The 21,219-nt window shown below is 40.7% G+C and carries 17 protein-coding genes and 2 tRNA genes; 9 read left to right on the top strand and 10 right to left on the bottom strand.

The window, feature by feature from the left end; genetic code table 11:
* Window positions 1-9 precede the first annotated feature (9 nt).
* The gene (locus tag FTU02_RS04985) at window positions 10-600 is read left to right on the top strand and encodes a DUF4112 domain-containing protein (protein ID WP_180156130.1); all 591 of its coding nucleotides are present in this window, start codon (window positions 10-12) and stop codon (window positions 598-600) included.
* Window positions 601-749: 149 nt separating this feature from the next.
* Here the strand turns inward: FTU02_RS04985 and htpX are convergent, their stop codons facing one another.
* Together htpX and FTU02_RS04975 are read right to left on the bottom strand one after the other, a co-directional pair.
* Window positions 750-1,655, bottom strand: coding sequence for a protease HtpX (htpX, locus tag FTU02_RS04980; protein WP_078192146.1), 906 nt, complete (start codon window positions 1,653-1,655; stop codon window positions 750-752).
* A gap of 133 nt (window positions 1,656-1,788) precedes the next feature.
* Window positions 1,789-2,652 carry a lytic transglycosylase domain-containing protein gene (locus tag FTU02_RS04975; protein WP_180023271.1) on the bottom strand — a complete coding sequence of 288 codons (864 nt, stop codon included), beginning with the start codon at window positions 2,650-2,652 and terminating at the stop codon, window positions 1,789-1,791.
* Window positions 2,653-3,149: 497 nt separating this feature from the next.
* Between FTU02_RS04975 and ttcA the strand changes: the two genes are divergently transcribed.
* Window positions 3,150-4,079, top strand: coding sequence for a tRNA 2-thiocytidine(32) synthetase TtcA (ttcA, locus tag FTU02_RS04970; protein ID WP_180156128.1), 930 nt, complete (start codon window positions 3,150-3,152; stop codon window positions 4,077-4,079).
* A 222-nt stretch (window positions 4,080-4,301) separates the two neighbouring features.
* Window positions 4,302-4,685, top strand: coding sequence for an SCP2 sterol-binding domain-containing protein (locus FTU02_RS04965; RefSeq protein ID WP_078190434.1), 384 nt, complete (start codon window positions 4,302-4,304; stop codon window positions 4,683-4,685).
* Window positions 4,686-4,762: 77 nt separating this feature from the next.
* Here the strand turns inward: FTU02_RS04965 and FTU02_RS04960 are convergent, their stop codons facing one another.
* Window positions 4,763-5,875, bottom strand: coding sequence for a transglycosylase SLT domain-containing protein (locus FTU02_RS04960; RefSeq protein WP_180083836.1), 1,113 nt, complete (start codon window positions 5,873-5,875; stop codon window positions 4,763-4,765).
* A 365-nt stretch (window positions 5,876-6,240) separates the two neighbouring features.
* Here FTU02_RS04960 and greB point away from each other — a divergent pair, with 365 nt between their 5' ends.
* From greB to epmA, 6 genes are all read left to right on the top strand, one after another.
* Complete coding sequence (gene greB / locus FTU02_RS04955; RefSeq protein ID WP_180076767.1) at window positions 6,241-6,738, top strand: transcription elongation factor GreB; 498 nt, start codon at window positions 6,241-6,243, stop codon at window positions 6,736-6,738.
* Between the two features lie 83 nt (window positions 6,739-6,821).
* Window positions 6,822-6,911, top strand: a tRNA-Ser gene (locus tag FTU02_RS04950).
* 230 nt (window positions 6,912-7,141) lie between these two features.
* Window positions 7,142-7,231: transfer RNA gene (locus FTU02_RS04945), tRNA-Ser, on the top strand.
* Window positions 7,232-7,396: 165 nt separating this feature from the next.
* A complete protein-coding gene (locus FTU02_RS04940; RefSeq protein ID WP_180156126.1) occupies window positions 7,397-8,149 on the top strand; it encodes a class II aldolase/adducin family protein in 753 nt (250 codons plus the stop codon).
* A gap of 115 nt (window positions 8,150-8,264) precedes the next feature.
* Window positions 8,265-9,332, top strand: coding sequence for a 4-phosphoerythronate dehydrogenase (locus tag FTU02_RS04935; protein WP_180156124.1), 1,068 nt, complete (start codon window positions 8,265-8,267; stop codon window positions 9,330-9,332).
* Window positions 9,333-9,337: 5 nt separating this feature from the next.
* Window positions 9,338-10,306 carry an EF-P lysine aminoacylase EpmA gene (gene epmA / locus FTU02_RS04930; protein WP_373684210.1) on the top strand — a complete coding sequence of 323 codons (969 nt, stop codon included), beginning with the start codon at window positions 9,338-9,340 and terminating at the stop codon, window positions 10,304-10,306.
* 135 nt (window positions 10,307-10,441) lie between these two features.
* Here epmA and FTU02_RS04925 read toward each other — a convergent pair whose 3' ends face one another.
* From FTU02_RS04925 to ahcY, 7 genes are all read right to left on the bottom strand, one after another.
* Window positions 10,442-10,915, bottom strand: coding sequence for a hypothetical protein (locus FTU02_RS04925; RefSeq protein WP_111883903.1), 474 nt, complete (start codon window positions 10,913-10,915; stop codon window positions 10,442-10,444).
* A gap of 161 nt (window positions 10,916-11,076) precedes the next feature.
* On the bottom strand, window positions 11,077-12,318 hold the full coding sequence (locus FTU02_RS04920) for a multifunctional CCA addition/repair protein (RefSeq protein ID WP_180156122.1): 1,242 nt from the start codon (window positions 12,316-12,318) through the stop codon (window positions 11,077-11,079).
* Between the two features lie 81 nt (window positions 12,319-12,399).
* Entirely contained in the window at window positions 12,400-14,679 is a 2,280-nt protein-coding gene (locus FTU02_RS04915) for an NADP-dependent malic enzyme (protein ID WP_078192090.1), read from the bottom strand.
* Window positions 14,680-14,819: 140 nt separating this feature from the next.
* On the bottom strand, window positions 14,820-17,696 hold the full coding sequence (locus tag FTU02_RS04910; RefSeq protein WP_180156120.1) for an EAL domain-containing protein: 2,877 nt from the start codon (window positions 17,694-17,696) through the stop codon (window positions 14,820-14,822).
* Window positions 17,697-17,879: 183 nt separating this feature from the next.
* Window positions 17,880-18,593 (bottom strand): 16S rRNA (uracil(1498)-N(3))-methyltransferase, encoded by a 714-nt coding sequence (locus FTU02_RS04905; protein WP_180156118.1) that lies wholly within the window; start codon window positions 18,591-18,593, stop codon window positions 17,880-17,882.
* A gap of 32 nt (window positions 18,594-18,625) precedes the next feature.
* The gene (metF, locus tag FTU02_RS04900) at window positions 18,626-19,462 is read right to left on the bottom strand and encodes a methylenetetrahydrofolate reductase [NAD(P)H] (protein ID WP_168378282.1); all 837 of its coding nucleotides are present in this window, start codon (window positions 19,460-19,462) and stop codon (window positions 18,626-18,628) included.
* Window positions 19,463-19,647: 185 nt separating this feature from the next.
* On the bottom strand, window positions 19,648-21,030 hold the full coding sequence (ahcY, locus tag FTU02_RS04895) for an adenosylhomocysteinase (RefSeq protein ID WP_078192086.1): 1,383 nt from the start codon (window positions 21,028-21,030) through the stop codon (window positions 19,648-19,650).
* Between the last annotated feature and the right edge of the window lie 189 nt (window positions 21,031-21,219).

Genomic DNA, 21,219 nt, shown 5'->3' with positions numbered 1-21,219 from the left:
GGATAAAACATGACTGAACCATTAAAACAAAAAATGTCAAAGCAAGAAGTCATTCGTCTTGAACGTGATCTCGCAAAGTTTGCCAATATGATGGACTCGGTGGTTCGAATTCCATTTACCCGACAAGGGGTAGGTGCAGATGCAGCGTTGAGTACCATTCCCGTAGCTGGTGATATCGCAGGATTCGTCTTGACCTGCTATGCCGTCTATAAAGCCAAACAGATTGGCGTACCACAAGCCAAATTAAATGGTGTGATGAAACTCGCGGTTATGGATGCTGTCGTGGGGTTTATTCCTGTTGCAGGGACGATCTTCGATGTGTTCATTCGACCAAGCCGTAAAGCTTTAGATGTCGTACACACGCATATTCGTGAAGAATATCAAATCAGTACAGATCAACATGTGGTACATCCGTTTTTACATGAAAAATTAGAACAGAAACAACAGCAATCGGCTTTTTGGCGCAACCCTGTGATTGCATGGTTATGGATCCATATCCCAGATATACTCGGGATGATTTTCTTATTGGTGTTTATCTTTGCAATTTACATGGGCGGTTCATTGCTTTGGCAATGGTTAAAGGCCAATGGGGTATTGTAGATAGGACCGATTTGTGGCTTGAGTGCTAGCAATGAAAGGCTATTCAACTGAAAAGTGATTGATAAAACGGTAAACGCTCTGAGAAAAATTAGACCCAATAAAAAAGCCTCCATAGGGAGGCTTTTTTACGACTTACATCAGATGCTGAATTATGGGCAATCTAATTGTTGTAAAGCCGCAACACGTTGTTCAATCGTTGGGTGTGTTTGGAACAATGCAGCTAAGCTGAACCCTTGTTCTTGACCCGCGGAAATTGCAAAGGCTTTCATTTCTTTTGGCATTTGATCTGGCATTTCAGATTCTGCTTGTAAACGTAACAGGGCAGAAATCATCGCTTGTTTACCTGCTAAACGCGCACCAGCTTCATCGGCACGGTATTCACGGTAGCGAGAGAACCACATCACAATGGCAGACGCTGCGATACCAAAAACAATATCTAATACAATCGTAATGACAAAATATGCGATACCCGGTGCTTCACCATCTTCACGACCAAAAACATTACGGTCAATGAAGTCACCTGCTACACGCGCAAAGAACATCACAAAGGCGTTGACTACACCTTGCACCAATGCAAGGGTTACCATATCACCATTGGCTACGTGACCAATTTCGTGAGCGAGTACGGCACGGAGCTCGTCTTTGTTCATACGCTCAAGTAGACCGGTAGAAACTGCTACTAAAGCATCATTTTTATTCCAGCCTGTTGCAAAGGCATTTGACTGGTACGATGGGAAAATACCCACTTCTGGCATTTTGATACCAGAACGTTGTGCCAGTTGCGCAACTTCGTTAAGTAACCATGCTTCAGCTTGGTTACGTGGTGCATTAGGGTCAATCAGCTCTGTACCCGTGGTTTTCTTCGCCATCCATTTTGACATGAATAGTGAGATCATTGAACCCACCATACCGAACACAAAACAGATTACGAGCAAGTTGCCTAAGTTTAAGCCGCCTGCACCGTGGTAACTACCGACACCGAAGAGTGACAAGATTATGCCAGCTACAACCAGTACCGCGAGGTTGGTCAGCAAGAACAAACCAATCCGCATCATTGGGTAAATCCTCTTATTATAGAAAAATGATCTGATTTACAAATAAAAATCATTAAACTCAATATGAGGTGAAAGTCTTAAAATTTCAAGGAAAAATTAGTAAAACAGATGCAATTTTACAAAATCAGTGAATTTATTCATTGAAATAAATACGCGCTGAAGCAGACGCATTTGCTGTGGCAAATGAACCTGAAGGTGCGTCGGTAAAACTACCATTGTCTGTTTGAATAATTTGACGTGCCGATGATTTAGCAACCGTAGGGGCAGCAGCATGATAATTATCCGAACTGGCAATAATTCGACCACTATTTGAAGCGATATTGGAATTGCTCGAACCTGATACACTTAAACTACCAGCATATAGGTTGTTGTAGCGGCTAGTGACACGGCGGACATAATCTTGTGTTTCGCGAAAAGGTGGGATACCACCATATTTTGCGACATTGCCTTCACCTGCGTTATAACCAGCTAAGGCAAGTGAGGTGTTACCATTAAAACGTTTCAGTAGCCAAGATAAATATCGAGCACCAGCCATAATGTTCTGATGAGGATCATAAGCATTTGTTACATTGAAGCGACGTGCCGTGGCAGGCATGAGCTGCATTAAACCTTGGGCGCCAACAGGTGAACGAGCATTAGTGTTAAAGCCTGATTCGGTATGCATCACCGCTTTGATTAGACCTTCGGAAACACCATGTTGGGCCGCTGCTTGTTTAATAATATTGTCAAAGGCATTTTTATTCCTACTATAGCTGGGTAACACAGACGCTTCATTTGAGCCCCAGTTACTATAACTATGGATATTACTGTCCGGATAGTAGGTTTTTTTCTCAACTTTTAGATTGCTATAGCGGCCTTGTTTATTGGTCAGTAACGTTGTGCCATTACTTTCACGCAATTGATAAATCGTTTGGCCGGCAAAAATGTTTGGTGCTGCTAAACTGATAGCCACACTTCCACCTAATAACAGCCCCAAAGTCCAAGTAATGTTTTTCATTTTATTGTGAAGAAAAATTCTGTCCCCAAACAGTTAAAGAGAGTTTATCAAAAAAAAATTAGATGAAAAGGCTTCATAGACTGATTTCTTCTTTACTTTGTAAAAATCAAGTCATTTTGATGATTCAATAATCAAAAAAAATATTTATTTTTTTTTATTGATCTTAACTTGACACACTTAAGTCATTGATAATTAAATTTATTTAAATTGATTAAAAAATGATCAATTTAAATAAAAGCCTTAAAATAAGGGCGGCTCACCTTGTCAAGTCATTTAGAATCCACAAAGTTATCCACAGCTTTTGTGGACAACTGTGGAAAAGTCCAAAAGATAAGCATTTGGGCTAAAAAATGAACTGTACCGTATAGAATATTGCACTGAAGATTACGTGATCATGACAGTATTTCTACTTTTTTCGGAAATTACATTCTTTTGATGCGAGAAGTCTGCGAATCGGATAAAATTGCGCGGTATTTTTTTTTAGGTTTAACTCGTCTATGTTCTCGCCAGTTGAGTCCGAACAAGGATTTAATTTCAAACCAGAACTACCAACTAGCTCTGCGTATTATCGTTTATTGAAAAAGCTACGCCGTCAGGTCGGTCATGCTATTCGTGATTTTAAAATGATCGAAGAGGGTGACAAAGTGATGGTCTGTATTTCAGGCGGTAAGGACAGTTATACCCTGCTCGACATTTTGTTGCAGTTTAAGCGTATTGCGCCGATTAATTTTGATGTGGTTGCGGTCAACCTTGACCAAAAACAGCCGGGTTTCCCTGAAGACGTATTGCCACGTTATTTAGAAGAAAACAAAATTCCGTATTACATCTTAGAAAAAGATACTTACAGCATTACCAAACGTTTAACACCAGAAGGTAAAACGTACTGCGCAGTGTGCTCGCGTCTACGTCGTGGTTCGTTATACGGCTTTGCTCAAGAAATTGGGGCGACGAAAGTGGCTTTAGGTCATCACCGTAATGATATTTTGGCGACGTTCTTTTTGAACTTGTTCCATGGCGGCAGCTTAAAAGCCATGCCACCGAAATTATTGTCTTCTGACAAAAAGAACATTTTGATTCGTCCACTGGCTTATGTGGAAGAAAAAGACATTATCAAATATGCAGAAATGCGTAAGTTCCCAATTATCCCATGTAATTTGTGTGGTTCTCAAGAAAACTTACAACGTGCGATGCTAAATGACATGCTGCGTACGTGGGATAAAGAATTTCCAAAACGTTTACACAGTATTTTTGGTGCGTTGCAAAATGTTTCGCCCTCACAACTGGCTGACCGTGAGTTATTCGATTTTGAAGCCCTAGATGAACAACGCGAATTTGACTTTAAAAATAGCGAAAGTTGTTCAACTGAAGAAGGTGAGTCAGAAAGCAAACGCATTAATATGGTGAACTTAGGGTTTATGGCAGATTAAGTCGAAAACCTTATCAAGCAAAAGGCATTCTACAGAATGCCTTTTTTATGCTTATGATTTTTCTCATTTTGTTATTAAACAGTTAAATATTGAACGGTGCGTACAAAAAACTTTAGCCTTTTCACAAATGATCATGCTATAACAAACCTCAAGCAAAATATGCTTGCACTGATGTTGTCCGGAACGGCAACACACACGAACAAAATAAATTGAGGAAAGATCATGCCTGCTTTTTTAACTGATGATTGGTTTTCAACTGTAGAAACTCTGACAGCTCAAGCTGGTGATTTAAACTTACCACCTGCATTGGCTAATCTTGCAATTAACCTTGTGGTTGCTGACGCTGCAGGCAATACTGAATTGTCATTAGACGGTGGTGCAATTAAAAAAGGTTTATCTTCAAACGCGAAAACAACTTTGAACATGGATGCTGAAACTTTACGTAAAGTATTCCTTGAATTTGATATGGCTGCAGCGATGCAAGCGTTTATGACGGGCAAAATAAAAGTACAAGGTGATATGTCACAATTGATGGCATTGCAAACAGCAAAACCAAGTACTGAGCAAAAAGATTTATTCAAAAAAGTACTTGAGCAAACTGCTTAAGTCTAAAACGAAAAAAGCTTACCCGAAGGTAAGCTTTTTTTTTGTGCGCTCACATGTAAATGTTAGGTAGACGCATATTAGATATTCACCAGTTGAGGTGTGGTTTTAATATGTTCCAAATAAGCACGAATACGCGTGACATATTGCACAGCTTGACGATAACGACCATTGCTGGCCTTGTTACGGTCTAGATAAGCATATAAATTCACCCACTTATTCGGGTTTTTACCTTGAGCTTGGATGCGCTTTTGAATCTGACTTACAGCACCAGGACCCATGTTATAAGCCACTAAGGCATACCAATTACGATCAGGGTACGGAATGTTACTATAACGGTTTAGCATTTGGTCATAGTACTTTGCACCACCTTGAATGCTTTGAGTCGCATCTGTACGGTTGCTCACACCCATGGCTTTTGCTGTACTGTTGGTCAGCATCATAATGCCACGAACACCCGTAGGGGATACCGAGTCAGGTTTGAGGTAAGACTCTTGATAACCAATCGCTGCCAATAAATGCCAGTCTAAGTCGTATTGCTTGGCCGTGTTTTTAAAACTTGCCTTATAGATCGGCATACGTTTACTTAAATCACGTTGAATCACATTCCAAGAATCTTGTTTGACCACATTACGGTTGTAAAACGATGCCAACTGCCCAATTGCGCCATTTTGTTTGGCACGGCAAATAAAACCACTCGCGGTTTGGCTTAGTGGATCATCTGCATTTTTAAATACCCAGTTTAAGTTGCTGTTTAAACCATTCTTTTTCAAAGAAACGGTATCACCACAACTGGCTGAAAATGACGTCAAATGCTTGGCTTCAATGGTACTCATTTCGGCAGTGGTCATAGCAAAATTGGCTTGACCTTTGGCAACCATTTTTAAAGCAGTGGCATTGTCATTCACTGTTTTAAAATCTAATTGGACATTTAAACTTTCTGCATAGTTACGTGCAAGGTCGTAACCAAAACCATGTCGATGTTTACCATCCTGAAAAACAATGGCAGGATTGGCAACTGCAACAACAGTGAGTTTATTACTGTTGACGACAGCATCATATTGATGTGCTGTTTTGCTGGCATTAATACTGTGAAAAGGAATTAAGATAGTACTAAGTGCAAGCGCTTTAAATGGGAGAGAGTTAAAAGAGTTAAGGCAAAGCCTCGACCCAGAAGTTGAACTACTGTGCATGTTGTCTCCGCTACAAGTAATTTATGCCCTAAAAAGCAAAGGCAAACAGGCCTCAGACTTTTTCAAGTTTGATAAATTCAATAAGGGTTGGGCAGTCATGACGTCATTCAAAAATGACTAGGGGGTTTCGGGAAATATGTAGAAAATCTACACTGGATAAAAATTAAACAAGCCTAAAAGATGTGCGCATAATAATGAGCAAAAAAATACTTGTCAAATTTTGTACGAAAAAATATTAAAATATGTAACATAAACAATTGATTTTGTTTGGGAATAAATTTTATATACTTTGCCTGTGTAGAAATGGCGGATAAAATAGGCATGTTTTGTAAAAATCAGCACTTGCTCAAGGCCTAAAAATCATCATGAAATCTAACTTAATTACCCGTGGTGGACACGATTTATTGGTCGCTGAACTTCAACATTTATGGCATGAAGAGCGACCTGAAATTACCAAAAAAGTGAACTGGGCGGCTAGTCTTGGAGATCGTTCGGAAAACGCGGATTATCAATATAATAAGCAATTGTTACGCAAAATTGACCGACGTGTACGCTACTTGGGAAAACGTTTGGAAGAGCTTCGTATTATCGATTACTCACCCGAACAAAAAGGGAAAGTCTATTTTGGGGCATGGGTTGATATTGAAAATGAAGACGGCGAACACAAAACGCTAAGAATCGTGGGGGTAGATGAAATTTATGATCATCATCCGCAACATATCTCAATTGATTCACCTATGGCTCGAGCACTCTTATCCAAGCAAGTGGATGATGAAGTCGAAGTTCTAACCCCGCTAGGAAAAAAATGTTGGTATATCAATTCAATTCGTTATGAAATGGGCGAAAGCACTGAAAAACAATAAACTGCTTTTATTTTGTTCAATTGGACGTGTTTTTTACAAAATAATTTGCCATTGCTGAAATTTATTTATATGATGGCGGCCATGGAAGCGTGGCAGAGCGGTTTAATGCACCGGTCTTGAAAACCGACGAGGGCGCGAGTCCTCCGTGAGTTCGAATCTCACCGCTTCCGCCATATTCAAAAACCCTGATGTTTTTTAGAATCAGGGTTTTTTTATGTGTGTAAATTTTGGCAATGCAATTTGCTTTGATCTCAATTCAATACATATTGATTCAGCTTCTATTTTTCAGCTCGAAGCCAAAATTTTACAATCGCCTAAATTTTGTATGAACGATTCGCCAAGTGTTCAAAATAAGGCAAAATAATTTGCCAATCTGAATTTTTATTTATATGATAGCGGCCATGGAAGCGTGGCAGAGCGGTTTAATGCACCGGTCTTGAAAACCGACGAGGGCGCGAGTCCTCCGTGAGTTCGAATCTCACCGCTTCCGCCATATTCAAAAACCCCAATGTTTTACATTGGGGTTTTTTTATTGCCTAAATTTTTGAATAGTTTTTTTCTACAGGTGAAGTTGATATACAGCATGAATATGACATGCTATTAATTATTCACAATAAACAGAAAACAAGATCAATCGATTTAGAAAAGGAATTCATCCATGCAAAAACCAGAGCTTATTCATGAACTGGAATGGCAAGCGCGTTGTCAATTGGCGGCACTGTATCGCTTGGTGGCTTATTATAAAATGACCGACTTAATTGATACCCATATCAGCCTGCGTTTAAGTCATGAACCTGAGCATTTTCTGATTAATCGTTATGGTGTGACCTTTGACAAAATGACAGCTTCTGATTTGGTCAAAATTGATCATGAAGGAAAAATTATTGAAACTTATGATGCAGGGAAGATGGTGAATGTCGCAGGATTTGTGATTCATTCTGCCTTACATCATGCACGTGCAAATATTAATTGCGTGATTCATACGCATACTGCCGATGGCGTGGCGGTTTCTGCACAGGAACATGGATTATTGCCAATCTCACAACATGCGTTAAAGTTCTATCAGAACATTGCTTATCATGAATATGAGGGTATTGCCTTTTCAACTGAAGAGCGTGAAAGACTGGTACAAGATATGGGGCATTATCGTTGCATGATTTTACGCAATCACGGCTTGCTTGCGACTGGAGATAGTGTGGCACGGGCATTTCATGAAATTTACTTTTTAGAACGGGCTTGTCAAATTCAAGTAAAAGCGTTGTCGAGTGCTACATTGCATTATCCGAGTCCGAAGGTTTGTGAACATACGTTGCAGCAGTTTGAAAATCCGATGGCCGAGCCAATTATTCAAGCGGCTTGGCAGGCGGCCTTGTCTTTAATTGAAGATCAGCACTCAGATTATTGTCGTTAATATAATTTTCTATCATTTAGCTTATAAAAAAATGGCGCTATGCTTTATGTGCAGAAGAATAGTCATGGCATGAGCAACGCGTTATCATGTTCGTAGTGGAATTATGAGATGAACTATGAAAATCGTTGCAGATGAAAATCTGGCATTTACTGAGTATTTTTTTGCTGAATTTGGTGAAATAAAGCAAGCGGCAGGTCGAACATTGACCCATGAGGATGTCAAAGAAGCCGATGCATTATTGGTACGATCAGTGACTCAGGTAAATGCAGAATTAATTCAACAGACCGCACTCAAATTTGTCGGTAGTGCTACGATTGGAACAGATCATTTAGATATTACCGTTCTAGAAAAGCAGGGCATTGCTTGGTCAAATGCCGCAGGTTGTAATGCACAAGCGGTTGCTGAATATGTGATTACTGCATTGCTCTACGTTAAACCTGAATTGTTGAATGCAAATGAACAATTTACCTTGGGCATCGTTGGCTTAGGTAATGTCGGTTCACGTTTAGCCGTCATGGCAGAATTATTCGGTTGGAATGTCATTGGCTATGATCCATTTGTGCAATCTGATCAGGTGAAACAAGTTGAATTTGCAGAACTGTTAAAAAATGCAGATGCGATTAGTACCCATGTGCCACTGACCAAAGAGGGTGAACATCCAACCTATCATTTAATCAATGCTACTGCGCTTGCTGCTATGAAGCCTTCAGCGATTTTGATTAATTCCGCGCGTGGGCCAGTGGTCGAAGAAGCTGCCTTAATTGCCGATATTCAACAAACTCAGCGTAAAGTGGTCTTAGATGTTTTTGAACATGAGCCAGAGATTTCAGCAGCGTTGTTGGATTTAATTTGCGTGGTGACACCCCATATTGCAGGCTATAGCTTGGAAGGTAAAGCACGTGGCACACAGATGATCTATGAAGCATTCTGTCAAACTTTCAATCAACCGATAAATAAAGCTTTTGAAAGTCAGTTGCCCGTCTGTGAGCAGTATTTTACTGGTGCTGACTTTAAGACGGTATTACAGCGTTATTTAAAAGATATTTATGATATCGCTCGTGATGATGCAAACTTACGTGCTTGCCTAAAAGACGGCAAGGTGGATCAAAAAGCCTTTGATTATTTACGTAAAACCTATCCTTTACGCCGTGAATGGGCTGCGCATGGAGGCCCTGCAGCATGAGTCAAATGAACTTTCAACCGAGTTGTGAACTCACTGCACTTCGTGCACGTGCCACGATGTATGCTCAAATTCGCCAGTTTTTTGCAGCACGTGATGTTCTTGAAGTGGAAACACCTGTACTTTCTCAAGCCGGTGTCACTGATGTACATTTAGCATCGGTACAGGCTCAGCGCCATGTGAATGGACAAAAGCAAACGCATTATTTGCAAACTTCACCTGAATTTGCCATGAAGCGTCTGTTGGCAAGTGGTAGTGGGCCAATTTACCAAATCTGTAAAGTTTTCCGTGATGATGAGCATGGACGTAAACACAACAGTGAATTCACAATGTTGGAATGGTACCGTCCGGGTTTTAGCTTAAAAGACTTGATGTTTGAAGTGACGGATTTATTGAATGAAACCTTGAAACAACGCTTTGGTGAAATTCGTCCGACTATTTTGAGCTATAAGCATGCATTTATGGATCGTTTGGATTTGAACCCGTTACAAGCTTCTTTACAAGATCTAAAAGATTGCTGTCGTCGTGTGGGGCTAAGCTTAGATTTGGGTGAAGACCGTTTAGGCTATATCGATTTATTGTTTTCGCATTATGTTGAGCCGAGCCTCGGTTTTGATACGCCAGTGTTCCTTACTGATTTTCCACCGGAAATGGCTTCTTTGGCGAAAACCCGTGTGGACGAAGATGGGGAGTTGGTTGCAGCACGATTTGAGCTGTATATCGAAGGTTTAGAGTTAGCGAATGCTTATGATGAACTGATTGATGCGGATGTTTTACGCAGTCGTTTTGAGGCAGATAATGCAGAGCGCGCTAAACTTGGGTTGCATGTGATGCCGATTGATGAATATTTGCTTGCTGCATTACCGCATATGAGCGAGTGTGCAGGTATAGCCTTAGGTATTGATCGATTGCTAATGGTGGCTATGAATCAGCTAAAGCTTGAAAAAGTCATTAGTTTTCCAGCAGCTGTGTCATAAGTGAACTGAATAGCTGCTGTCTATAAATGCTTATACATTTTAGACAGTAGTATAACTTTCAAATTTAAAAAGGCCTATCAACGTATAGATTGTGATTTAGCGATAATATGTCTAAATATTTATAAAAGATGCAATTTAATTACAGCAGAGTAGCTCAAATTTTATATAAATTATCAATGTCACAATAATAAAAAGAGTAATAAAGGCTATTTCAAGACCTTTATTTCTTTGAATTTTTTTATGATAGAAAACAATGCTGAGTGGGGAAAGAAAAAAGGAGACAATTATCGCCCACAGCCAGTTTAAATTTGGGCTTCTATCAATACTCCCGTCATTCTGTGTAGTCCAGTCTTGATGTGGATGAATAAAATCCACAGCAGCGCTCGCCAATAGAAAAATATTAATATAAAACATAACTCCCAAAACTATATAAAAAGGAATAGAGCTTATAAATGAACGCTTAATTATTAAGGAGCCTAGGGCTAACATTCCAAAAAATATCATGATGAGCTGTGGCAAACTTTTTAAAAGGGTTTGGGTAAAGCCCATCCCTACTAGGAGTCCGCAAAAGACAATAGCAATCAATATATTGGAAAGTTGTTTCTTCATTATTTTTATTCTTTTTACCAGTCTTAAATTGGGTTGAGTATCAGTATTTAATTTTCAGAGATGACACTAGATTATTTCAATTTTTCATTTATTTCAAAATACTTCGGCAGGCTTAACAGCAATGATGAAAGTCAATCCTCTCATTTCTGAGAGGATTTATTTTAAGCTGTAGGCGTGTTATGGCCAAGTTCATGCTTGAATTGTCCGATAGCTTCAATTCGTTTCTGAATCAACATTTCACCAATATCCGGCCCGGATACATCAGGTGGAAGGTCGGCAGCTTTAATATTACGAACCACTTGCATGGCATCTAAAACGTATTGAGCTTGTGGATAGGCGCGATCCTCTAAACCTAAACGACCACGTGAATCACATTCACAGGCTTGTACAAAGGCCTCTACGCGTTCAGGACGGCGTAGCACATCCATACGTTGTAACAGGCGCCACAAGGTACCCGGTTTTAAACTCAAGGCTTGATGGCATTTTAAATGTTCTTTACACACTGAGATGGCCAATTGTTTGGTATTGGTGGGAACACGCATACGGTCACAGACATCAGTAACTGGTTTTACACCACGCTCTTCATGCATGATATGGCGCGGTAACTCATCTACTGGAGTAAGTGCTTTGCCTAAGTCGTGTACCAGTACAGCAAAACGAACATCCAAAGAATAATTTGCACGACACGCTTGTTGTAGCGACATCATGGTATGAATGCCACAGTCTATTTCAGGATGATATTCAGGACGCTGTGGAATACCGTATAACGCATCAATTTCAGGGAACAAGACTTTTAAAGCGCCACAGGCTCTTAATACCTCAAAATATTCATCTGCGTGGTCTTCCATTAATGCACGAGACGTTTCCTTCCATACACGTTCAGGTGTAAGGGCTTCAAGCTCACCCGATTGAGCGAGATCTTGCATCAGCGCAAGTGTTTCATCGGCCACTTTAAAACCTAAAGCTTTATAACGTGCCGCAAAACGTGCAATCCGCAGAACTCGCAAAGGATCTTCGACGAAGGCATCAGACACATGGCGAAGGATGCGTCGCTCTAAATCTTGTTGACCATGGTAGGGATCATAAATCTGACCTGCATCATCCATAGCAATCGCATTGATCGTGAGGTCACGTCGAATGAGATCTTGTTCGAGTGTGACATTGACGTCGGTATAAAATTCAAAGCCATGATACCCATGTCCAGACTTACGTTCTGTACGGGCTAAGGCATATTCGTCTTTGGTCTCTGGATGAAGAAAAACAGGGAAATCTTTACCCACAGGTTGATAACCTTGAGCAAGTAATTGTTCCGGCGTTGCACCGACAACGACATAATCTTTTTCGTGATAGGGGTGCCCGAGCAAGTGATCTCGAACTGCACCGCCTACTAAATAAACTTGCATGAAAAAACCTCTATTCTTAGAGCAATCATGCTACAGAACAGAGGTTTTCTCAAGTCACAAAGTGTGTTCAGGTCAACTAAATTAGAGTGCTAGTTTTTCGTTTTCTTGAATCTCTGCAACAGTCAATGCAGTCATATTCACTAAACGGCGTGTTGTCGCTGTTGGCGTTAAAATATGAACAGGTTTTGCAGCACCCAAAAGAATTGGGCCAATCGTCACGTTACTGCCAGATGTTGATTTCAGCAAGTTGAACGAAATGTTCGCTGCATCCAGATTCGGCATAATCAGCAAGTTTGCAGAACCTTTAAAACGTGAGTTCGGGTATGCGAAATGACGAATATTTTCATCCAGTGCGGCATCACCATGCATTTCACCTTCAACTTCAAGTTCTGGTGCAATTTCTGACAAAATATCATAAACCTTCCGCATTTTTTGTGCGCTAGGATCATTTTGGTCAGAACCGAAACTTGAGTGAGAAAGCAATGCTACACGCGGCGTAATACCAAAACGGCGTACTTCTTCAGCCGCTAAAATAGTCATTTCAGCCAACTGTTCAGCTGTTGGATTACGGTTAATGTAAGTATCAGCAATAAACAAGTTACGGTCTTCAAGCATCAATGCATTCAGCGTAAAGAAGTTATTGCGGCCTTCTTTTAGTCCAATCACATTGCTGACAAAGTCTAAGTGAATGTCATAGCTAGAATAAGTACCACATAACATACCGTCAGCTACACCATGACGAACCAACATTGCCGCGATAAGTGTTGAACGACGACGTGCTTCACGCTGAGCATATTCAGGCGTTACACCTTTACGCTGCATGATGCTGTAGTAATCATCTGCAAACTTATCGTAATCAGGGTTTTTCTCTTGATCGACGATAGTGATGTTCACGCCGTCTTCAAGACGTAGACCTAATTTCTTGATGTTTGCTTCAATGACTGCAGGACGGCCTACAAGAATTGGTTTTGCTAAACCTTCATCAACAGCAATTTGTACTGCGCGAAGTACACGTAAATCTTCACCTTCAGCATATGCAATACGTTTTGGATCAGTTTTCGCTTGCGCAAAAATTGGTTTCATCATGAATGCAGAGTTATAAACAAACTCAGACAAACGTTGACGATACGCAGAGAAGTCTTGAATTGGACGAGTTGCAACACCTGAATCCATTGCTGCTTGTGCAATTGCAGGTGCAATCTCAAGAATCAAACGTTGATCTAATGGGCGGGGAATGAGGTAATCACGACCAAATGAAGCAGATTTTTCACCATACGATGCAGCATCAGCTTCGACATGTGCCATGCGAGCAATCGCATGTACACAAGCAATCTTCATCTCTTCATTAATTGTGGTTGCACCAACATCTAGTGCGCCACGGAAGATATAAGGGAAGCAAAGCGCATTGTTCACTTGGTTTGGATAGTCTGAACGACCAGTTGCCATAATCACGTCTGGACGTGCTTCATGTGCATGTTCAGGAAGAATTTCAGGGTCAGGGTTAGCAAGGGCAAAGATGATCGGATCTTTCGCCATGACTTTAACCATTTCTTTGGTTAAAATACCTGCTGCAGAAAGACCAAGGAACATGTCCGCACCTTCCATTACATCAGCAAGCTGAGAGCCTTCGATGTCTTGAACGTACGCCTTTTTCGACTCATCCAAGCCTTCACGTTTAGTGGTCAATAAACCGCGTGAATCTGCCACAACGATGTTTTCTTTTTTCACGCCAAGTGCGCAAAGTAAGTTCAAACATGAAAGGGCAGCAGCACCTGCGCCAGAAGCGACAATTTTGATTTCTTCAATTTTTTTGCCATTGAGTTGAAGTGCATTCAGTAATGCAGAACCCACAATGATCGATGTACCGTGTTGGTCATCATGGAACACAGGAATATTCATGCGTTCACGAAGTTTTTGCTCGATGTAGAAACATTCTGGGGCCTTGATGTCTTCAAGGTTGATACCACCGAAAGTTGGTTCTAATGCTGCAACGATATCTACGATTTTGTCTGGATCGTTTTCAGCAATTTCAATGTCAAAAACATCAACACCAGCGAATTTTTTGAATAGAACGCCTTTACCTTCCATAACAGGTTTTGACGCTAAAGGACCAATGTTACCTAAGCCCAGTACGGCTGTACCGTTACTGACTACAGCAACAAGATTACCGCGCGCTGTGTAAAGTGCAGCAGTAGATGGGTCGCGTTCAATTTCTAAACAAGGTGCAGCGACACCTGGCGAGTATGCGAGGGCTAAATCGTGTTGGTTGACCAATTGTTTGCTTGGTGTAACGCTGATTTTCCCCGGAGTTGGAAATTCGTGATAATACAAAGCCTGCTGTTTTAAAGATTGATCGTCCATCTGTATCTCGATTGTGTTTTGTTTATCCAATATAAAGCTGCAATGCTTGCTTTATCCGCTTGAATATAACATTAGTTGCACAGTTGGGACAGTCGAAGTCGCGTCTTTTTCAGACAATCTTATAGCTCAGGCATAGTGACTTATATTAAGTAAGTATAAGCAGGCGAAGAGATATTATTTTCAAGGAACACGGTTGCCTCTTCTTGTGGCAATGGCTTAGAGAAAAAATAGCCTTGAGCAATGTCACATTCTAAGTCTTGTAGATACTGTAACTGCTGTTCAGTTTCAATCCCTTCAGCGACTACCGTCATGCCCATCGCTTTACCCATGGCAATCATGGCACTAACGATGGCCAATTGTTTATTTTCACCAATTTTAGAGATAAAACTGCGGTCTATTTTTAAGATATCAATTGGAAAATCAGCTAGATAGGATAGAGAAGAATAGCCCGTACCAAAGTCATCAAGTGAAATATTGATTTTACGTTTTTTGATTTCATTCAACAGTTCACGTACTGAATCTAGATTTTCGACCAAAGAAGATTCGGTAATTTCCAGCTCCAGACTAGCACCATCAATTTGATTGGCATCAATCGCTTCATCGAGATCATTTAATAATTGTCCACGCCGCAGTTGCTGTGCAACAATATTGACGGATACACAAATATTTTGATAACCCAAATTATTCCAAAAGCGAATTTGCTGCGCGGTTTTTTGCAGGACAAAACGCCCGATATCTGAAATTAAACTGGTTTGTTCTGCTAAAGGAATAAATAAGCCTGGTGGTATTAAGCCTTTTTCAGGATGATTCCAACGCACCAAGGCTTCAAAACCGTAAATATTTTTATCACGGAAATTAATCTTCGGTTGGTAATACACCACCAGCTCATTATTTTGAATGGCTTTACGCAAGTCGCGTTCCAAGAAGATACCTTGTTCTAATAATGCAGTATTTTCATTGGAATAATAACGTGTAGTATTGCCTCCCAAATTTTTGGCTTCGCTCAGCGCTTGTTCTGCACAGTTATTTAGATAATCTAGCTGACGGCCATGCTCAGGGTAGAACGCGACGCCCATCGATAAAGTGATGACATGATCTTGGCCAAAAATATTAAATGGAATGCTAAAGGCTTTATTGATGCGTTCACAATGCTCTTGCACAGAAGGGCGGATGTGTGAAATTTCATACACAATCGCAAAATCATCGCCATTTAAGTGTGCGACAAACAGAGCTTCGGCATTGGTTAGACGTAAACGCTGTGCGACTTGGCGTAACAGCTCGTCACCACCATTGTTGCTGAGATATTCATTTAATGGACGGAAACGGTCGATGTTTAAACGAATGACAGCCAACTGTTTAATCGAATCTTGCTGTGAAACTAAATATTGATGCAGTTGATAGTTGTAATAAAAACGGTTCGGTAAATCCGTTAAGGTGTCATAGTTTTCTAAATAAGATAATCGTTGTTCTTGCAATTTACGTTCGCTTAAATCTGAGACAATTCCAATGTAATGGGTGACGCGGTTTTGATCATCAGTAATCGCATTAATATGCATCCACAGCGTCAGTTCTTTACCTGAAAGAAATTTTTCGTGCAATTCACCATCATACTCACCAATTTTCAGCACTTGTTTAATGATCGAGTAGTGCATACTGCGTTGAATTGATTTGTAATTTGCTGTGATATCAAAAAGATGTTTACCAATAATTTGGTCATAGTTAAAGCCGGTTAATTGTTCGTAAAACGGATTGACTTCGATATAGCACAGCTCTTCATTTAAAATGAAAATCCCTTCAGCGGCTTGTTCGAGTACGCTGGCTGCAAGTTTTAAACGTTCCTGAGATGTCCGTTCTTGATGGATATCACGTCGAATACCGACCATGCGCAATGGCTTACGATTATTTGGATCGCGTTGAATGACCCGTCCAATATCATGTACCCAACTCCATTTTCCTTGACTGTTTTGAATCCGATAGGTGGCCTCATAACGGTCTTTAAATCCACGTAGATGTTGAATCATCGCTGATTTAAAATGTGGGATATCATCAGGATGGATCACATGTTGTAACTGTTGCTGATGCTCTTTCGAATGTCTAAGGGTTTTTTCTTGCTTATAGTTGGTGACAACGATTTTACGATCTTTGATATTCCAATCCCAAGGACGTAAACCGGCGATTTCATGCGCAAGGACTAAATTGGCTTGTTGGTTTTCTAAATCCTTGTTCATTTGCTCAATGTCGAAGGTCCGCTCTTTAACTTTCTGTTCAAGGATTTGGTTACCCAGTTGTAGCTGTAATTCGATGTCTCGTGATTTGTTGACTTCATCTTGGAGCTGCTGACACAGTTCATCAGTCCATTTGACTTGTTGCTTGGCACTATCGACCAGTAGGTTATTTTTGGCATGTAAGGTCGACACACGACGATGAATTCGATATGACGTCATGGCACACATTAGAATCACAATGAGCCCAAAATTAATACTCAGGCTAAATAAGTGATTTGAACCATCTAAGAAAAAGAACTGTGCAATCAGATACGGCACAATAGACGGGATAAATGCCAAACAAAAATAATTAAGTTTTTGCGTCAAATAGGTCAAACCAAAGGTTTGCGTCACGATCAAGAGTAGGGCAGAGAGCGTCAGGGCTTGAATTGGTTCAAAGCTTTGATTGGTCGCAGGCAAATAATAAAAAATTAAAAAAATACCGCTCGCAATCAGTGTGCCGACAGAAAAACACTGAAATTGTAGCCAACGATGCGCAATCATCAGTGAATATTGTTCAGGTTTAAAATAAACGGTGCTGATCAGCCAGCATAAACTGACAAAAACTTCGGTAAAAATAAACCAAATATTAAAATACAAAGATGGCGATTTATAAAAAATTTGATATATCGAAAAAATATATAAGCAAATAATCAGGATACTGACTAAAAAATAGCGGCTATGGCGAATCGTGTTCGCAATTTGAGCAGTATGATTGTACTGCTTGATATATTCATCTTGTTTATACGTCATGAATATAAAAACCCTGCCTTAACTAAATCTAGATCGTTGTATTTGTATTGTTCCTGAGAGTATTTGTTTATTCTTGGTAACAAATCATTTGTTTTTATTGACTCTAGGGTAATTGCGTTACAAATAAAAAGCAATATCAAGGATGCCATCATTGATGCTTTCAGATGAACTATCGAGTAAAAATTAAATAAATTTATAATTTAAAATTGAAAGTGCAACTACAGGTGCAGTTTCTGTGCGAAGGACACGTTCACCGATACACCAGTTCACGAAACCTTTCTCATTTGCTGCGCTGATCTCTGCTTCGCTCAAGCCACCTTCAGGGCCAATCAGTAAGGCAACGTGCGGGTCAGCATCAGCTAATACATCAACTTCATCTTTATTGGGTGCGAGCACCAATTTTGTTGTCGGTAGGTCACTTTCCAACCATTTTTCAAGGGAAAGAGGCGGAAGTACTTTAGGAACAATGTTGAGTCCACACTGTTCACAAGCAGCAATAGCAATGCCTTGCCAATGGTCAAGTTTCTTTTGATCACGATCGTACTTCAAACGCATCTCACAACGTTCTGAAGTGAGTAGTTGAATTTCAGAAACACCGAGTTCCACCGCTTTTTGAATCGCATAATCCATGCGGTCGCCTTTGCTCATCACTTGACCCAATAGTGCCGTAAAATGTGGTGTGCGATTGCTTGGATTGAATTGCAAAACTTGGACGGCAGCCGACTTTTTAGCGATTTCAACCAATTCAACATGGTATTCGCCACCTTGCCCATTGAACAAAGTGGCTGTTTCGCCCACTTGAGCACGTAAAACTTTTACCCAGTGATGAAACACTGTTTCCGTTAATTTAACAGTCGTATCAACAGTTAAATCAGCTTCAATATAAAAACGTGGCATTAAAGTTTTACTCTCAAAAAGGTCGAAATGTCTTATGCAAGACCGAGGTCTTTCACAAGTTGACGTGTAGGGTCAGTGGTGTTCATGGTGTAGAAGTGCAGGCTTGGCGCACCACCAGCAATCAGGCGTTCGCAAAGTTTTACAATCACTTCATGACCAAAGGCTTTGATTGACGCTGTATCGTCGCCATAAGTCGCAAGCTGTTTGCGAATCCAACGTGGAATTTCTGCACCTGTACCATCAGCAAAGCGAATTAAATTACTTGCATTGGTAATAGGCATGATGCCTGGAGCGACAGGAATGTTCACACCTTCTTTTTGAATGCGTTCTACAAAGTAGAAGTAGGCATCTGGATTGAAGAAGAACTGTGTGAGTGCTGCGTTAGCGCCCGCATTGGCTTTATCACAGAAACGTTTGATGTCGAGATCAAAACTGTCTGCTTGCGGATGCATTTCTGGGTAAGCTGCAACTTCAATTTTGAAGTGATCGCCAGTGTGCTCACGGATGAAACGCACAAGATCTGTTGCATAAGGCAATTCGCCCAAGCCCACTTGACCAGACGGCAAGTCGCCGCGCAGCGCAACAATACGGTCAATGCCTTGCGATTTATACAAATCCAGCAATTCAGCAATACGTTCTTTGCTGTCACCAATACAAGACAGGTGAGGGGCAACCGGTGTGCCTTTACCGTTGAAATCATTCAATGTAGACAAAGTGCGTTCACGGGTAGAACCGCCTGCACCGTATGTTACAGAGAAAAATTCAGGATTGAGTAATTGAAGTTCTTGGTGTACAACTTTAAGTTTTTCCGCGCCCGCATCAGTTTTGGTCGGGAAGAACTCAAAGGAAATAGGAATCTGTTTTGACATGTTCAAATCCTTTTTTACAAATACTTTTATTTAAAAAAAATCCCCTCATCCTAACCTTCTCCCAGAGGGAGAAGGGAATTCCATTATGAAAGTAATAGTGATTTGGAGTTAACATCAAATTTGCTTTCACAATGAAGAGTTCCCTCTCCTTTTAGGAGAGGGTTAGGGAGAGGTATTTATAAAACTTAGTATTTATAAGCCTCAGCTTTGAACGGGCCTTCAACTTGAACACCGAGGTAGTCCGCTTGTTCTTGAGTCAAAGTCGTCAATACGCCGCCGAAACCAGCAACCATTGCAGCAGCAACTTCTTCGTCTAATTTCTTAGGAATAAGTTCTACGCGGATCGCAGCTTGTTTTTGATCTTCAGGAAGATCAGCAAATTTTTCAGCGAATAGGTGCATTTGACCCAATACTTGGTTAGCAAAAGAACCATCCATAATACGTGAAGGGTGACCGGTTGCATTACCAAGGTTCACCAAACGGCCTTCTGAAAGAAGAATAAGGTAATCATTTTCATTTTCTGAACGATACACTTGGTGAACTTGTGGCTTAACTTCAACCCACTTATAACCACGTAAGTAATTTGTGTCGATTTCAGTATCGAAATGACCGATGTTACAAACTACAGCGCCAGCTTTTAATGAATCAAGCATTGCAGCGTCACATACGTGGTAGTTACCAGTTGTTGTTACGATCAAGTCAGTATTTTGAAGAAGATCAAGGTTGATGTCTTCTTTCTTACCCGTTTGAATGCCATTTTTATACGGAGCAACAACTTCGAAACCGTCCATGCATGCTTGCATTGCACAGATAGGGTCAACTTCAGTGACACGTACAATCATGCCTTCTTGACGAAGTGATTGAGCAGAACCTTTACCTACGTCACCATAACCGATTACAAGCGCACGACGACCAGATAAAAGCATATCTGTACCACGTTTGATTGCATCGTTAAGTGAGTGACGGCAGCCGTATTTGTTGTCGTTTTTAGACTTAGTGACAGAGTCATTTACGTTAATCGCTGGAACTTTTAAAGTACCGTCGCGGTGCATTTCGTAAAGACGTTGAACACCTGTAGTGGTTTCTTCAGTAATACCGTGGATTTTTGCAATCACTTCTGGGTATTTTTCGTGAACAAGTGCAGTTAAGTCACCGCCATCGTCCAGAATCATGTTTGCATCCCAAGGTGTACCGTTCACATTGATTTGCTGTTCAAGACACCACATATATTCTTCTTCAGTTTCGCCTTTCCAAGCAAATACAGGGATACCCGCAGCAGCGATTGCAGCAGCAGCGTGGTCTTGAGTAGAGAAGATGTTGCAAGAAGTCCAGCGAACTTCTGCACCTAATTCAACTAGAGTTTCAATTAAAACTGCAGTTTGAATGGTCATGTGGATACAGCCAAGGATTTTCGCACCAGCAAGCGGTTTAGCCGCTGCATAGCGTTTGCGAAGACCCATTAGGGCAGGCATTTCTGCTTCTGCAAGTTTGATTTCTTTACGGCCGTAGTCAGCTAGTGAAATGTCGGCAACTTTATAATCTGTAAATGAAGCATTAACCGCGTTCATCACGATCTCCTTTATAAAAACAATTGATCATTATGTTCGCGGATGCCGTTGTTGATTGGAGCGAGTGTCCAACCGAATCGTCGAGCCTAGCGATCTTATATTTAGTGCCTATAAGAAAGTCGCAGCATCCCTCGACTAGCGGAGTATTGTACTTGGAATTACGTTTTGTTCCAATCTGAAATTGGTTAA

The organism is Acinetobacter sp. YH12045, from assembly GCF_013419925.1.
Lineage (GTDB): Bacteria > Pseudomonadota > Gammaproteobacteria > Pseudomonadales > Moraxellaceae > Acinetobacter > Acinetobacter amyesii.
The sequence above is the reverse complement of the archived record's forward strand: the minus strand, read 5'-3'. Positions and strand labels throughout refer to the sequence as shown.